At 69.1% G+C, this 15,313-nt stretch carries 13 protein-coding genes; 4 read left to right on the plus strand and 9 right to left on the minus strand.

Annotated features, from left to right (window positions below; all coding sequences use genetic code 11):
* Nucleotides 1-60: 60 nt before the first annotated feature.
* From C507_RS0104475 to C507_RS0104485, 3 genes are all read left to right on the plus strand, one after another.
* Nucleotides 61-1,158 (plus strand): quaternary amine ABC transporter ATP-binding protein, encoded by a 1,098-nt coding sequence (locus C507_RS0104475; RefSeq protein ID WP_018698463.1) that lies wholly within the window; start codon nucleotides 61-63, stop codon nucleotides 1,156-1,158.
* Nucleotides 1,155-3,158, plus strand: a complete 2,004-nt coding sequence (locus C507_RS0104480) for an ABC transporter permease (protein WP_018698464.1) — start codon at nucleotides 1,155-1,157, stop codon at nucleotides 3,156-3,158. The genes C507_RS0104475 and C507_RS0104480 overlap by 4 nt, the downstream gene beginning before the upstream one ends.
* Before the next feature lie 125 nt (nucleotides 3,159-3,283).
* Entirely contained in the window at nucleotides 3,284-4,174 is an 891-nt protein-coding gene (locus tag C507_RS0104485; RefSeq protein ID WP_018698465.1) for a choline/ethanolamine kinase family protein, read from the plus strand.
* 26 nt (nucleotides 4,175-4,200) lie between these two features.
* On the opposite strand, the gene C507_RS0104490 is transcribed toward C507_RS0104485, so the two are convergent.
* From C507_RS0104490 to C507_RS0104525, 8 genes are all read right to left on the minus strand, one after another.
* Nucleotides 4,201-5,247, minus strand: coding sequence for a phosphotransferase family protein (locus tag C507_RS0104490; protein ID WP_018698466.1), 1,047 nt, complete (start codon nucleotides 5,245-5,247; stop codon nucleotides 4,201-4,203).
* Nucleotides 5,244-6,452 carry an acyl-CoA dehydrogenase family protein gene (locus C507_RS0104495; protein WP_018698467.1) on the minus strand — a complete coding sequence of 403 codons (1,209 nt, stop codon included), beginning with the start codon at nucleotides 6,450-6,452 and terminating at the stop codon, nucleotides 5,244-5,246. The genes C507_RS0104490 and C507_RS0104495 overlap by 4 nt, the downstream gene beginning before the upstream one ends.
* A gap of 123 nt (nucleotides 6,453-6,575) precedes the next feature.
* The gene (locus C507_RS0104500) at nucleotides 6,576-7,859 is read right to left on the minus strand and encodes a four-carbon acid sugar kinase family protein (protein ID WP_018698468.1); all 1,284 of its coding nucleotides are present in this window, start codon (nucleotides 7,857-7,859) and stop codon (nucleotides 6,576-6,578) included.
* 1 nt (nucleotide 7,860) lies between these two features.
* Complete coding sequence (locus C507_RS0104505; protein WP_018698469.1) at nucleotides 7,861-9,141, minus strand: RuBisCO large subunit C-terminal-like domain-containing protein; 1,281 nt, start codon at nucleotides 9,139-9,141, stop codon at nucleotides 7,861-7,863.
* A gap of 3 nt (nucleotides 9,142-9,144) precedes the next feature.
* Nucleotides 9,145-9,684 (minus strand): VOC family protein, encoded by a 540-nt coding sequence (locus C507_RS0104510; RefSeq protein WP_018698470.1) that lies wholly within the window; start codon nucleotides 9,682-9,684, stop codon nucleotides 9,145-9,147.
* A gap of 7 nt (nucleotides 9,685-9,691) precedes the next feature.
* Nucleotides 9,692-10,969 (minus strand): TRAP transporter large permease, encoded by a 1,278-nt coding sequence (locus C507_RS22255; RefSeq protein ID WP_018698471.1) that lies wholly within the window; start codon nucleotides 10,967-10,969, stop codon nucleotides 9,692-9,694.
* On the minus strand, nucleotides 10,966-11,487 hold the full coding sequence (locus C507_RS0104520; protein ID WP_018698472.1) for a TRAP transporter small permease: 522 nt from the start codon (nucleotides 11,485-11,487) through the stop codon (nucleotides 10,966-10,968). Before C507_RS0104520 ends, C507_RS22255 begins: the two co-directional genes overlap by 4 nt.
* A 34-nt stretch (nucleotides 11,488-11,521) precedes the next feature.
* Entirely contained in the window at nucleotides 11,522-12,556 is a 1,035-nt protein-coding gene (locus tag C507_RS0104525; protein WP_018698473.1) for a TRAP transporter substrate-binding protein, read from the minus strand.
* A gap of 182 nt (nucleotides 12,557-12,738) precedes the next feature.
* Here C507_RS0104525 and C507_RS0104530 point away from each other — a divergent pair, with 182 nt between their 5' ends.
* Nucleotides 12,739-13,758: a LacI family DNA-binding transcriptional regulator gene (locus tag C507_RS0104530; protein WP_018698474.1), complete on the plus strand. Its 1,020-nt coding sequence runs from the start codon at nucleotides 12,739-12,741 to the stop codon at nucleotides 13,756-13,758.
* Between the two features lie 12 nt (nucleotides 13,759-13,770).
* Here C507_RS0104530 and glpD read toward each other — a convergent pair whose 3' ends face one another.
* Nucleotides 13,771-15,309 carry a glycerol-3-phosphate dehydrogenase gene (gene glpD / locus C507_RS0104535; protein ID WP_018698475.1) on the minus strand — a complete coding sequence of 513 codons (1,539 nt, stop codon included), beginning with the start codon at nucleotides 15,307-15,309 and terminating at the stop codon, nucleotides 13,771-13,773.
* Between the last annotated feature and the right edge of the window lie 4 nt (nucleotides 15,310-15,313).

The raw sequence follows: 15,313 nt of genomic DNA on the forward strand, positions 1-15,313 counted from the left end.
CGTCCGCGAACTCCCTGCTGCGATCCTGATCGACCCGTCCATCAACAGCTGCCCGAGTACATGTCCGACACCGCCGCCGCATCCGCCTCCGCCACCCCCGCGAACGCCCCGTCCGCAGACGGCGACGAGGAGCGCAGCGTAAAGCTCTCCTGCAGGGGGCTCTGGAAGATCTTCGGCGACGACACGGACGATGCGCGCAGGTTTCTGGAGCGTCACGGCGGCACCCCGACGACCGAGGCCCTCGACAAGGCCGGCCTGACGCCTGCCGTCCGCAACGCCTCCCTCGACGTCCACGAGGGCGAGATCTTCGTCATCATGGGCCTGTCGGGCTCCGGCAAGTCCACCATCATCCGCTGCCTGTCGCAGCTTCTCGAGCCCACCGCCGGCGAGCTCGTTTTCGAGGGGCAGGACCTGCTTGCCTGCTCGCGCAAGGAGCTCATCGACATCCGCCGGCACAAGATGGGCATGGTGTTCCAGCACTTCGCCCTGCTGCCGTACCTCACCGTTCTCGGCAACGTCACCTTCCCGCTGGAAATCCAGGGCGTCGACCGCGCCACCCGCGAGCAGCGCGCCATGGAGGTCATCGAGCTGGTGGGCCTGGGCGGCCGCGAGCTCGACTTTCCCCGCGCCCTGTCCGGCGGACAGCAGCAGCGCGTCGGCATCGCCCGCTCGCTGGCCACGGAGCCCGAGCTCTGGTTTCTCGACGAGCCGTTCTCGGCGCTCGATCCGCTGATCCGCCGCGAAATGCAGGACGAATTTCTCCGCCTGCAGCGGCTGCTGCACAAATCCATCGTCTTCATCACCCACGATTTCGACGAGGCCATCCGCCTCGCCGACCGCATCGCCATCATGAACCACGGCGAGATCGTCCAGGTGGGCACGCCGGAAGACCTCGTGGTGCGCCCGGCGACGGCCTACGTGGAAGAGTTCACCCGCGACGTGGCCCGCTCCAAGGTGCTCTCGGCGCGCTCCATCATGAGCCCGCCGGCGCCCGGCACCGACTATGGCGGCGAGGTGAAGCCCGCTGACCGGGTGTCGGCCTTCGCCGCTCCGCTCGTCGCCTCCGGCAAGCCGTTCGCGGTGGTCAACCGGCGCGGCGAAACCATCGGCCGGATCGACAGGGAGGCGGTCGTCACGCTGCTGGCGGAGTCGGCATGAGCCTCGCCACCGCAACCTCCCCTGCCCCGGCTGCGCGCCCGTTCGCCGGCCGGCTCGTCTGGCTCGCCGCCATCGCCGTGCTGGTCGTGCTCTGGCAGATCGCGCCGAGCGTCGCGTGGATCGGCGATCCCGCCTCGGTCTACATCCTGCCGCTGCAGGGCTGGATCTCCTCGGCCATGGACTGGCTGGTCGACGACCTGTCCTTCGGCCTCTTCACCTTCAAGGAACTCACCCGGGCCATCGCCTGGCTCCTCGGCCTGCCGCTCAAGGCCTGCATCGCGGTCCTGTCGAAGGGCTGGCACCTGCCGATCGGCGCCGACGGCGTGTTCGTCCCGCCGGTGCCGTGGTTCGGCGTGGTGGCGGCGGTGACCTGGCTCGGCTGGCGCCTCGGCGGCCGCAGCCTCGCCATCCTCGTCGCCCTCTGCTTTCTCTACCTCGCCGTCTTCGGCCAGTGGGCGAGCGCCATGATCACCCTGTCGTCGATCCTGGTCGCCGTGCCGGTGGGCGTCGTCGTCGGCATCGCGCTGGGCATCGTCGCCCACCGCAGCGAAACGCTGGCAGCCCTGATCAGGCCGCTGCTCGACCTGATGCAGACGGTGCCGGTCTTCGCCTACCTCGTTCCGGTCCTCTTCCTGTTCGGCTTCGGCCCGGTCTCCGCGATGATCGCGACGATCATCTACGCCATGCCGCCGATGGTCCGCGTCACCATGCTGGCGCTGAAGAGCGTGCCGCCGGAAGTCGTCGAGTTCGGCCACATGGCCGGCTGCACGCCGCGGCAGATGCTGTGGCGGATCCTGCTGCCGGCCGCCCGGCCGAGCCTGATGGTGGGCGTCAACCAGGTGATCATGCTGTCCCTCAACATGGTCATCATTGCCTCGATGATCGGCGCCGGCGGGCTGGGCCGCGACGTCCTGACCTCGCTGCGCCGCCTCGCCATCGGCGACGGCCTGGAGGCCGGCATCGCCATCACCCTGCTCGCCATTTCGCTCGACCGGCTCAGCCAGGCCTTCGTCTACCGCCAGAAGCAGCCGCTCCATCTGGAGCAGGGCATGGGCTTCCTCGTCCGCCACGCCACGCTGAGCGTGTTTTTCGGCGTGGTCGTCGCCAGCCTGCTCGTCGCCGCGTTCGAGCCGTCCATCGCGCTCTATCCGAAATCGATGATGCTCAGCACCGCGCCGTTCTGGGACGGGCTGGTGGAATTCGTGAACGTCCACCTCTACGAGTATCTGGATGCCATCAAGGCGTTCCTGCTGATCAACGTCCTGGTGCCGCTGAAGCGGTTCATGGTGGACGCGCCCTGGCTCGGCGTGGTCGTGATCCTCGCCGTTGCCGGCATGCGCCTCGGCGGCGTCCGGCTTGCCATCGCCGTTTCGCTGATGGCGGCCTTCATCGCCCTCACCGGCAACTGGGAGAAGGCGATGATCTCCGTCTATCTCTGTGGCCTGTCGGTGATCATCGCCAGCCTGATCGGCATCCCGATCGGCATCCTGTCAGCCCGGCACGACGGGTTTCGCCGGGTCGCCCGGACGACCATCGACACGCTCCAGACGCTGCCAAGCTTCGTCTACCTGATCCCCGTCGTGATGCTGTTCGCCGTCGGCGACTTCTCCGCCATGATCGCCATCGTGCTCTACGCCCTGGCGCCGGCGGTGCGCTACGCCGACCATGGCATCCGCCGGGTCCCGGCCAACATCATGGAAGCCGGGACGATGGCGGGCTGCCGCCCGTCGCAGCTTCTGTGGAAGGTACAGCTCCCGCTGGCCATGCCGGAGCTGATGCTCGGCCTGAACCAGACCATCATGATGGCGCTCTCGATGCTGGTCATCACAGCCCTCGTTGGCACCAACGATCTCGGCCAGGAGGTCTATATCGCGCTGACCCGGGCCGACATCGGTCACGGTGTGGTGGCTGGCCTGTGCGTCGCCTTCATCGCGATGATCGCGGACCGGCTCATCAACGCCTGGGCGGAGAACCGCAAGCGCCAGCTGCAGCTGGACTGACGCTTTTCCAGGCGAAGTGGGGCCGGTTCGGCGTCCAAAATCGCGGCCACACAACCTATGAAGCGGGCCGGTCGATCCTGACCGCCTCGACACCGGCACCGGCTTCAGCATTTCGGGGAGACACAATGGCCTTTTCCGCCACCGCCGCCGCGCGCGCCGCGCGCCTCGACATCTGGACCGGCCCGGTCGATCCGCAGCCAGTGACCGGCGGCATCACCAACACCAACTTCCTGGTCGAGGACGGCGGCCGCCGCTGCTTCGTGCGCGTCGGCGAGGACATCCCGGTCCACGGCGTGATGCGCTTCAACGAGCTGGCCGCCTCGCGCGCCGCCGCCGAGCTCGGCATCTCGCCGCCGGTGCTGCATGCCGAGCCGGGCGTGCTCGTCCTCGATTTCGTCGAGGGCCGGACGCTGGCCGAGGCGGACATCCGCGACCCGGCCATGCTGCGCCGGATCGTGCCGCTCCTGAAGCGCTGCCACCGCGACATGGCCCGCACCGTGGCCGCTCCGGCGCTGGTCTTCTGGGTGTTCCACATCTGCCGCCACTATGCCCGTGTCCTCAGCGACGGCGGCAGCCATCATCTGGAGCGCCTGCACGAGCTGATGGAGCGGTGCGACGTGCTGGAAGCGGCCGTCGGCGAGATCGAGATGGGCTTCGGCCACAACGACCTGCTGCCGGCCAACTTCATCGACGACGGCGAGCGGCTCTGGCTGATCGACTGGGACTATGCCGGCTTCAACTCGCCCTTCTTCGATCTGGGCGGGCTGTCCTCCAACAGCCAGTTCGACGCCGACCGGGACGACGAGCTTCTCGGCCTCTATTTCGACCGCGCGCCAGACACCGACCTGCGCCGGCAGCTTGCGGCGATGAAGACGGCCTCGCTGCTGCGCGAGACCCTGTGGAGCATGGTGTCGGAGCTGAATTCGTCGGTCGATTTCGACTTCGCCGCCTACACCGACGACAATCTGGCCCGGCTCGAGCGGGCCTGGGACGCCTTCCGCGTCGCCACGGGCTGAGTCCCCGCTTAGGCCGCGACCGCCTCTCAGAGCCCGCGTTCGATGACCTCCAGCGCCCGCACCCCCAGCCGCCGCGCGATGGGCTCCAGGTCGCCGGCATTCTCGCCGGCGGCGTTGCCGGCGCGCACCCGGTCGGCGATGCCCGCGAAGATCACCCCGAAGCGGAACAGCGCGAACGCCACGTGGAAGGGCGCGAGCTCCGGCGTGCCGGACGGCGCGCTCGCCCTGTAATACGCCACGAACTCAGCCATCGACGGGATCCCGAGCGCGTCGATGTCCAGGCCTGCGAGCCCGCCATACTCGTCCGGTGCCGTCACCCACGGGATGCAGCAGAAGCCGAGATCGGCCAGCGGATGGCCGATGGTGGAGAGCTCCCAGTCGAGGATCGCCACCACCTTCGGCTCGCTCGGATGGAACATGAGGTTGCCGAGCCGGAAATCGCCGTGGGCGATCGCCGCACGGCCGTCATCCTCCGGCATGTGCTCACCCAGCCAGACGGCAACCCGTTCCAGTTCCCGGATCGGCTCGCCGGCGAAGCCCTCCAGCTGCCGTGTCCAGCGCGCCACCTGCCGTTCGAAGTAGCTGCCGGGGCGGCCATAATTGCCGAGGCCGACCGCCGGCGGGTCGACGGCGTGCATCCGCGCCATCGTCTCCGCCATCGCCTCGTAGAGCGCGCGGCGCTCGGTCGGATCGACGCCCGGCAGTGCGCAGTCGGAAAACACACGCCCCTCCACCCGCTCCATCAGGTAAAACGGCGTGCCGAGCAGGCCGCCGTCCTCTTCGAGCAGGATCGTTGCCGGCACCGGAACGTGGGTGGAGCGCAGGGCGCTCAGCACGCGATACTCCCGCTCGATGGCGTGCGCGCCCTTCAGGATCGGTCCCGCCGGCTTCTTGCGCAGCACCATCCGCCGGCCGCCATGCTCCACGAAATAGGTCGGGTTGGACTGGCCTCCGCCGATCCGCTCCAGGACGAGATCGCCGGACGGCCCGAACCGGTCGTCGAGGAAGTCCTTCAGCCGCGCCGGGTCGAAGTCGGCGGCGCCGGTGACCCGCGCGTCGGGCGCCCTGCTCATGCCTCCGCCACGTCCCACGACCAGAAATCCGTCCCCTCCTCCGCCAGGTGGCGGTTCAGCACCATCTTGTGGACCTCGTCCGCCCCGTCCACCAACCGCGCCTGGCGCGCGTAGCGGTAGATCCATTCCAGCGGCGTGTCGGTGGAATAGCCGCGCGCGCCATTGATCTGGATCGCCACGTCCGCCGCCTTGTGCAGCACGTTGGCCACGTGGATCTTGGCCATGGAGATCTCCTTGCGGGCGAAGCCGCCCCGGTCGAGCTCCCAGGCGGCCTTCATCACCAGAAGCCGGCCGATCTCGATCTGCATGGCGAGATCGCCGAGCATCACCTGCACGGTCTCGCGCTCGGCAAGCCGCATGCCGAACCCCTCCCGCGTCTCCGCATAGGCGCGCGCCACCTCCACACAGCGCTTGGCGAGGCCCAGCCAGCGCATGCAGTGGGTGAGCCGCGCCGGCCCCAGCCGGGTCTGGGTGACCTTGAGGCCCCGTCCTTCGCCGACCAGCACGTTCTCCGCCGGGATTTCCAGCCCGTCGAACTCCAGCTCGCAGTGGCCGCCATGCTCTTCCGGACCCATGATCCCGATGCGCCGGACGATGCGCCAGCCGGGCTGGTCGCGATGGAAGAGGAAGGCGGTCAGGCCGGCGCGCGGATCGTCGGAGGTGCGCGCGATCAGGGTGAAGTGCGCCGCCTCCTCCGCGCCGGTGATGAACCATTTGCGTCCCGTCACCACGTAGACGTCGCCGCGGCGCTCGGCACGGGTGCGGATCATTGAGGGATCGGAGCCGCCGCCGGGATGCGGCTCGGTCATGGCGAAAGCCGAACGCACCGATCCGTCGGCGATGGGCGTGAGCCAGCGCGCCTTCTGCTCGGGCGTGCCGAGCATGTCGAGCATCATCATGTTGCCGTCGTCGGGCGCGGCGGAGTTGAAGACGACCGGGCCGAAGATCGACCGGTTCATCGCCTCGTAGCAGATCGCCATCGCCTGCCGGTTCAGCCCTCGCCCGCCCTCGTCGCGCGAGAGCTGCAGCGTCCACAGCCCCTGCGCCCGGGCCTTTGCCCGGCACCGGTCCAAAAGGTCGAGCCGGATGTTGCCGTAGTCGTCGTATGAGGCCCGGTCCGCCTCCAGCGGGATCAGCTCATCGGCGACGAAGGCGGCGATCTGCGCGCGCAGATCCTCGATTTCCGCGGGGATGGTGAAATCCATGCGTCCTCCCGGTCATGCCGCATCCGGTCTTGGTGGGCGACCGGGCTCGGTCGCCGGCCGGATTGCCGGTCCAGACTACAGGCGATCGCGATCGGATCGAGAGGGAATCACAGCCCGGCCGGATCAGAGCACCGAGGTGGCGAAGCGGTCATAGAGCGACGGTCCGCCCATCTGCCCACCCTTGAGCATCAGCCGGATACCGTCGAGCCGGGGCGAATCGGCGCGGCCTGCGCACAGCGCCACCCCGGGATCCAGATCGGTAAGGTACTCGATGCTGGTCAGTCCGACGGCCCGGCAGACCGCGCTCGACGTATCGCCGCCGGCCACCCCGAGACGCCGCAAGGCAACGCTGCCGACCACTGCGCCGACGAAATCCGCCGAGAGGTCTGCCAGTACCGCCCCGCTCTCCGCATAGCGCTCGCTCGCCACCAGGTGGGCCAGCACGTCGTCGCCCTCGCCCAGCGCCGCCACGCAGGTCTCTAGCGCCCGCTGCCGCGCCGCGGCGTTCGACATGACGCTGGCCGGCAGCGGGATCTTCCGGAACCGTTCCGCCGCCGCGATCTGCGCCTCCGTCACCGAGGACCGGCTGCCGGCGAAGACGAACGTCGCCCCGTCCAGCGGCGGCACGCCGAAGGCGCCCAGATGCGCGACGCTTGATGCCGGATCGCGCAACGCTTCCGCCACGCTGCTGGCGCCCACCATCAGCACCGGCCGGTCGGTTTCGAGCCGTCGCAGCGCCGCGCCGAGCATTCCGAGGTCGCCGGTCTCGACCGCGTCCACCAGCAGCCGTGTCATCCCCCCGTCGAGGCAGCCCTGGAGATGCCTCGCCAGGTCGTCGACGCTCCCGGCCCGCAGCGTGGGCCGGTCGATCAATTGAAGCCCGTCCAGCCCCTGCGCCGCCAGATGCTGGCGCAGATCCGCCTCGCCCATGGGCGTCACCGGATGCTGCGCCATCACCGGATGCCGGTCGATCCGGTGGACGGCGCCATCGGCGGCCCGCGCGAACAGCGTGCCGAACAGGCAGTAGCGGCCGAGGCTCGGCTGGCCACCGATGACCACCACCAGCGCCGGATCGAGCGTCCGGGCGAGCGCCGAGACGGCCGCGCCGATGCTGCCGGTGTCCGGGCTGGAATCGAAGGTGGAGCAGACCTTCAGATGGTAGAAGCGGGCGCCGAGCCTCGCCAGCCGCGGCGCCAGGGCGGCCACCTGCGTGGAAATCTCTGCTGCCGGCATCGCCCGCAGCCCGGTCGCCACCCCTACCGCGTCGTCGGAGCCGACCGCGTCGGGATCAGGCACGTCGAGGAACAGACGCGCCTGCCTGCCCGTGCGGGCCAGCGTCGCCAACGTGTCCGACGCGCCGGTGAAGTCGTCGCCGATAAAGGCGATCTCGGGCGCCGGACGGGCCATGTCAGCGGCTGCCGAAGAAATCGATGGCGGCCTTCAGCTCCGGCCGGCTCTCCCCGTGCGCCTCGATCGTGCGCCCCTCCGCCACGGCCTCGTAGGCCTGGCGCAGGCTGGCGACGCCGGCCGACGGTCCGTCCGGGTGGGCGAGGATGCCGCCGCCGGCAAGGAACATGAAGTCGGCGGAGCCGACGGCGTCGGCCGTCGTCTTCAGCGTCCCGGCCCACTGGCCGGACGAGAACACCGGCAGCACCGGGTCAGGCTCCGTCGCGTCGAAGGCAAGCGGCGCCAGCGAGCGGCGCGCCGCGGCCTCCACTTCCGCCGGCTGGTCGGAGAACTTCCCGCCGATGCCGTGGACGTGCATGTGGTCGATGCCGGCGAGCCGGTAGAGCGCCTGGTAGGCGTCGAAGCCGATGCCCAGGGCCGGATGTCGGGCGAACGCGCCGAACCCGTTGCGATGGCCGTGCAGCGCGAGCGGCGTGGAGCGGCGCAACGTCTCCACCGCCGAGAGCCCGCACCAGTTGAGGCTCGCCATGGCGCAGGAGCCGCCTTCCCGCTCGATCAGCTCGGCGTGACGGCGCATGGCGTCCGTCTCGTCGGTGACGTTGAAGGCGATCATCACGTCGCGCCCGGTGCGCTCGCGATAGGCCCGAACCCGCCGCATCACCGCCGGAACCCGCTCCGCGATCGGGGCATGGTCGGGATTGGCGCAGATCTCGTCGTCCTTGATGAAGTCGACCCCGGCCTCGCACAGCGTCTCCACCAGCGCCGCGATCTCTTCCGACGACAGCCCGACATTCGGCTTGATGATCGTCCCGAAGAAGGGCCGGCCCTGCACGCCCAGCCGCTCCCGCGTCCCGGCAACGCCCAGCGCGGGACGCGGATAGCGGTTGCGGTAGGCCTCCGGCACGCGCACGTCGACGAGGCGCAGGCCCGACACCTCGCCGAGATCGTAGAGATTGCCGGCAACGGTGGAGGCGAGCGTCGGCAGGTTGGCGCCCATGTTGGCGACCGGATAGGCGATCTGCACCCGCGCGCGGCGCCACGGGCCGGGAAAGCCCTTCCGCTCTTGCCAGGCGCTCGCGAGGCTCGGTTCCGGACGGGCGTCGAGCTCCTCTACCGCGAGAATGTGCGCGGCGGCGCGGTCGCGCAGTTCGTCTGTCTCGCCGGCCACGCGCACGAAGGTGCCGCAGCTCTGCTCGCCGGCCATGATGCCGGCCACCTCGGCCGGATCGAGGGGCGTCTCGACCAGGTACTCCGCCTCGACGAATGCCGCAGCCTCGCTCATCGCTCAGAGATCCTCGAAGGCAGGGAACGGGCGCACGGGATCGCTGCCGTCCCAGTCGAGGGAAGCGGCGTGGATCATCTGGAACATCCGCCCCTTCGGCCCCACCACCTCCGACAGCTCGATGACGGTGCCGGGATGCGCCTCGCGGTCGAAATAGACGAAGCGGCCGTTCTCTCCGACCGTGCCGCTCATCTTCACGCGAAAGCCCTCCGCCTCCATCCGGGCGAGGTCCGCGTCGAACTGCTCGGTCCAGTAGGCCACGTGCTGCAGCCCGCGATGGCCGGCCTGCATGAAGTCCCGGTACATGGACGGCACGTCGTTGCGGATCTGGATCAACTCCACCTGGACGAAGCCGGAATTGGCGAGCGCGACGGAGTTGTGCGGCTCGTAGCGCCGGCCCTCGTAGACGTAGTCCTCGATCGGCACCTGCGGATTGTAGAACCACGGGCCGACGCCCATGACGTCCGACCAGTGCGCCATGGAGGCCTCGATGTCGTCGACCACGTAACCGAGCTGGCGGATCTCGCCGAGAAATCTGCTCACGAATGCCTCACTGAAGGATGAGATTGGGAAGCCAGGTCGCCACGGCCGGAACGGCGGACACCACGACCAGGGACAGGAGAAGCGGCAACAGGAAAGGTGCCACGCCACGGATCACCGTCGGCAGCGGCATCTTGGCGATGATCGACACCATGTAGAGGCTCATGCCGACCGGCGGCGTGAGCAGGCCGATCATCAGGTTCAGCACGAAGACGATGCCGAGCTGCAGCGGGTCGACGCCCGCCGCCGTCAGGGCCGGCGCGACGATCGGCGCGATGATCAGGATGGCCGCGATGGACTCCAGGATCATGCCGACGACCAGCAGCATGACGTTGACCAGGAACAGCAGGACCAGCGGGTTCTCCGACAGGCCGAGCAGGAAGCCGCTCGCCGCGACGGGCACCCGGTCGAGCGTCAGCACCCAGGCGAACAGTGCCGCCGACGCCACGATGAAGAGAACGCTGGCCGTCGCTTCCACCGTGTCCTTCAGCGCCGTCCACAGGCCCGGCACCGTCAGGGTGCGATAGACGAAGATCCCGATGAAGAGCGCGTAGGCGACGGTGACGCCGGCCACCTCGGTGGGGCCGAAATAGCCGCTCATCAGCCCGCCGATCAGGAGCACCGGCGCCAGAAGGGCCGGCAGCGAGATGGCGAACTTGCGCGCGATGGCGCCGGCCGAGGGGGTGACGGTGTCGCGCGGCAGGTTGTTGATCCGCGCCAGCACCGCGATCTGCAGCATCAGCAGCGCGGTGATGACCAGCGCGGGCACGATGCCGGCGATGAGCAGCTTCACCGCCGAGACGTTGGCGACGCTGGCATAGATGATGATCGGGATGGAGGGCGGGAAGATCGGCCCGATGGTGGCCGCGGCCATGGTCACGCCGGCGGCGAAATCCTCGCGGTAGCCCTGTGCCTTCATCTGGTTGATCTGCACCGCGCCCAGCGCGCCGATGTCGGCGAGCGCCGCGCCGGAGATGCCCGAGAACACCAGGCTGACGAGAACGCTCACCTGCGCCACGCCGCCCCGGATGCGGCCGAACAGCAGCCGGACAAGGTCGAACAGGTGCGTGGTCACGCCCGTGGCGTTGAGGAGATTGGCCGCCAGGATGAACAGCGGCACCGCCAGCAGCGGCGTGGAATCCAGCGAGTTGACGGCCCGCTGCGCCAGCACCGACACCGGCAGCCCGTAGGTCACGATGACGATCGCCGAGGACAGGCCGAGGCTCACCGCCACCGGCACGCCCATGACCAGCGTCACCGCGAAGCAGACCAGGAGAATGACGCTCATGGCTGGGCGCTCCCGCCGATCTCCGGCATGCGTCCGGACACGCAATCGATGAACCGCGCGATCGATGCCGCCGAAAGCAGCACGATCCCGATCAGCGGCGGCGCATAGAAGATCCAGTTGGGCATGCCCATGGCCGATGTTGTGAACTTCGCGGCTCGCTCCAGGAAGCCGTGGAAGCCGTAGAGGGTGAGCGCGCAGAACGCGAAGACGGCGAGCTCGTTGACCGCGAGCACAACGCGCCGCGGCAGACGCGGCAGCGCGTTGGGCACGAGGTCCACGGAGATGTGCCTGCCGCGAAGGGCGAGGGTCGGCACGGCCAGATAGACCAGCGAAACCCCGCTGAACCGGGCGAGCTCGTCCGCCCAGGGCAGCCCCATGTCGAAGAAGTTGCGGCACACGACCTGCAGCACGATCAGTCCCGCCGTCATCGCCAGGAAGACGATCGCGGCGATCAGGCAGAGAGTGGCCAGGCGGTCGAGGAGTGTCCTCGCCGCCTGACGGCCGGTGCGTGTCGACATGGGAGGTTCCGGTCTGGAAGCGGTGGCGGGGGCCTTACTTGACGGCCCGGATCTGCTCGTAGAGCTCGCCGTACTTCTCGCCGAAGCGCTCGTCCACCAGTTCGTCGACCGAGGCGCGGAACGCGGCGATGTCGAGCCCCTCGTCGGGACCGATGACCGTCATGCCCTTCTCGCGCAGCGCGTCCGTCTCAGCCGCCTCGTTGTCCAGGATCGCCTTGGTCGCCCGCTCGCGGGTCTCCTGGGCCGCCGCCTCGATGGCCGCCCGCTGCTCGTCGGTCAGGCTCTGCCAGGTGTCCTCGTTCATGACGATCACCTCGGCATTGGACATGTGGCCCGTCTGCATGAGGTAGTCCTGAACCTCGTAGAGCTTCACCGACAGGATGACGTTGACCGGGTTCTCCTGGCCGGCGACGACGCCGGTGGCCAGCGCGGTCGGCACTTCCGACCAGTCGACGGGCACGGCGACGGCGCCCATGCCTTCAACGGCGGTGGTGTAGATCGGGAACGGCACCGCGCGGATCTTCACGCCGGCGAGGTCCTCCGGCGACTTCACCTCCTGGTTGGCGGTAAGCTGGCGGGTGCCGAAATAGTGGGCGTAGAGAACCCGCACGTTGGCCGCGTCGATCAGGCCCTCGTTGAGCTCCTGCATGACCGGCGAGTTCACGTCCATCACCTTCATCAGATGGTCGACGTCGCGGTAGAGATACGGGGTGTCGAGGGCGGCGAAGGGCTCGTAGAGCGAGCCGAGCGCACCGGCGGTGTTGTGCGAGATCGCGATGGTGCCGAGCGAGACCGCCTGGGCCAGCTCCTGCAGCTTGCCGAGCTGCGAATTCGGGAAGACCTCGACCTTGATGTCGCCGTTGGAATGCTTGGCCACCGCCTCGGCGAACCAGTCGGCCTGGGCGCCGGCGACGCTGGCCGGCTCGTTGTTGTGGCCGTAGCGCAGCGTCAGCGACTGGGCCTCCGACAGCGCCGGCAGTGCCACGAGGGCAGCGGCCGCGACCCCCAGCGACAGGGCGGCACGACGGGTCAGGGCGGCCAGGGAACCGGCCTTCGAACGATCGATCATCTCGGATCCTCCCATGATGGTTTTTGATTTTCCGTCCACGGGCACCTCTGAGCGAAAGCCCGGTTGACATAAGGCTACGAACCGCCCTTTGATCCGTCAAAGTCGATTTTATGATGGGTTTTGACGTGTCATCACGAAATGGCGGAAGCCTCCGCGACAGTGCGGCGCACAATCGCCCCCTGATGGCCGACATCGCTGCGGCGGCCGGCGTGTCGCCGGCGACCGTGGATCGCGTTCTCAACCGGCGCAAGGGCGTGAAGGACACCACCGTCAGCCGGGTGCTCGACGAGGCCCGCGCCCTCGGCTACCTGACCGATGCCGAGTACCGGCGCATCGCCCAGCCACGGCCGGCCAACATCGTGCTGCTGCTGCCCACCGGCACCAACCCCTATCTCCGGCTTCTCGGCGACAAGGCCCGCGCGCTGTCCGACGGCCGCTCCCGCGACCAGGCGAAGATCCGCTGCTACTTCATCGAGTCCTTCGACGCCGAGGCGCTTGCGGCCGCCCTGCGCCGCCATGCCGCCTGGGCCGACGGCATCGCCTTCATGGCCATCGAACACCCGATCGTGCGCGAGGCGGTGGAAGAGGTGAGCGCCGCCGGCAAGCGCGTCGTGACCATCGTCTCCGACATCTCCAGCACCAGCCGGGTCGCCTATGTCGGTCTCGACAACCAGGCGGCGGGCCGGACGGCGGGCTATCTCATGGGCCGCTTCGCGGGCGGCGCGAAGGGCAGCGTCGCGCTCGTGGCCGGCAGCCGCCGCTACCGCGCCCATTTCGAACGCGAGGTCGGCTTCCTCAGCCTCGTCCAGGAGCAGTTCCCGCAGCTGTCGGTGGTCGGCGTGCGCGAGGGTCACGACGACCGCGACGAGAACTACCGCCACACCGTGTCGATCATCGACCAGACCCCCGACCTGGTCGGCATCTACAATGTCGGTGGCTCGTCGGACGGCATCGCCCGGGCGCTGAGGGAAAAGGGCCGGGCCAGCGATGTCATCTTCATCGGCCACGGCTTCACGCCGGACACCCGCGCCCGGCTGGTCGACGGCACCATGGATGCCGTCATCAACTCCAGCCCGGACGCCGTCCTGTCGGCGGTTCTGGCGTTGCTCGCCGGGCCGGACGGCACCGGCGACGCGGGCGAGGTCCAGCCGGCTGTCGCCATGGACATCATCTTCCGGGAGAACCTGCCGGTCGCCGGCTGATCGCCGTCGCCCTCAGCCCGCCGACCGTGTCGCCGCCGGAGCAGCCTGGTCCATCGCCGCCCTGAGCTCGGCCAGCTCGTCCGCCGTCATGTGCAGGCCGAGCTTGGAGCGGCGCCAGGCGATGTCCTCGGCGCTCACCGCCCATTCCTCTTCCCGCAGCCAGGCGATTTCGCGCGCGCTCAGTCCCGCGCCGAACAGTCGCCCCAGATCGTCGACCGTGCGCACCCCGTCCAGGATGGCGCGGGTGTCGGTGCCGTAGGCGTGCACCAGCCGGGAGACCAGCGCGCGCGGCAGTGCGGCATGCTCGCGGCAGATCGCGTCGGTCAGCGCCTCGATCCCGTCCACCGGGAAGTCGCCGCCCGGCAGCGTCGCACCCTCCGTCCAAGGGGCGCCGCGCGTCTCGCCAAGGGCTTCCCCGACCTTCTCCAGCGCCGATTCCGCCAGCCGCCGATAGGTCGTGATCTTGCCGCCGAAGATGTTGATGAGCGGCGGCACACCGTCGCCGCCATCCACCTTCAGCACGTAGTCGCGGGTCGCCGCCTGGGCCTCGCTGGCCCCGTCGTCATAGAGCGGCCGGACGCCCGAATAGGTCCACACCACGTCGTCCGGCGTGATCGTCCGTGTGAAATACTCGCCCGCCGCTTCGCAGAGATAGGCCGTCTCTTCCTCGGTGATGGCCACCTTGGCCGGGTCGCCCGAATAGTCCCGGTCGGTGGTGCCGATCAGCGTGAACTCGCCCTCGTAGGGAATGGCGAAGATGATCCGCCCGTCGGCATTCTGGAAGATGTAGCAGCGGTCGTGCTCGTAAAGCTTCGGCACCACGATGTGGCTGCCCTGGACCAGCCGGACGTTGTGCGCCTCGGCATGGGAGGACGACGCGATCACCCGGTCGACCCATGGCCCGCCGGCATTGACGACGAGCCGCGCGGTGACCGTTTCCTGCGTGCCGTCGGCGTTGACGAGCTCCACGTCCCAGAGCCCGTCGCGGCGGTGCAGGCCGGTGACGCGGGTCCTGGTGCGGATCTCCGCGCCCTTCTCCCGGGCGGAGCGGGCGTTGAGCACCACCAGCCGGGCGTCGTCCACCCAGCAGTCGGAATATTCAAACCCCTTTGCGTAGTCGCCCTTCAGCGGCTTGCCGACCGGGTCGGCCCGCAGGTTGAGCGTGCGGGTCGCCGGCAGCTTCTTCCGCCCGCCGAGATGATCGTAGAGGAACAGGCCCAGGCGCAAGAGCCAGCTCGGGCGCAGGCCGGCGTGGTGCGGCAGCACGAAGCGCAGCGGCCGGATGATGTGCGGCGCCACGGCCCACAGCACCTCGCGCTCCATCAGCGCCTCGCGCACCAGCCGGAACTCGTAATATTCCAGGTAGCGCAGCCCGCCATGGATGAGCTTCGTCGACCAGGAGGAGGTGCCGCTGGCGAGATCGTTCATCTCGCACAGGAGCACCGACCAGCCGCGCCCCGCCGCGTCGCGCGCGATACCGCAGCCGTTGATCCCGCCCCCGATCACGAGGATGTCGACATCGGGGGTCGGACGTGTCGCTGTGTCCGTCATGAGG

The organism is Amorphus coralli DSM 19760 (genome assembly GCF_000374525.1).
GTDB lineage: Bacteria > Pseudomonadota > Alphaproteobacteria > Rhizobiales > Amorphaceae > Amorphus > Amorphus coralli.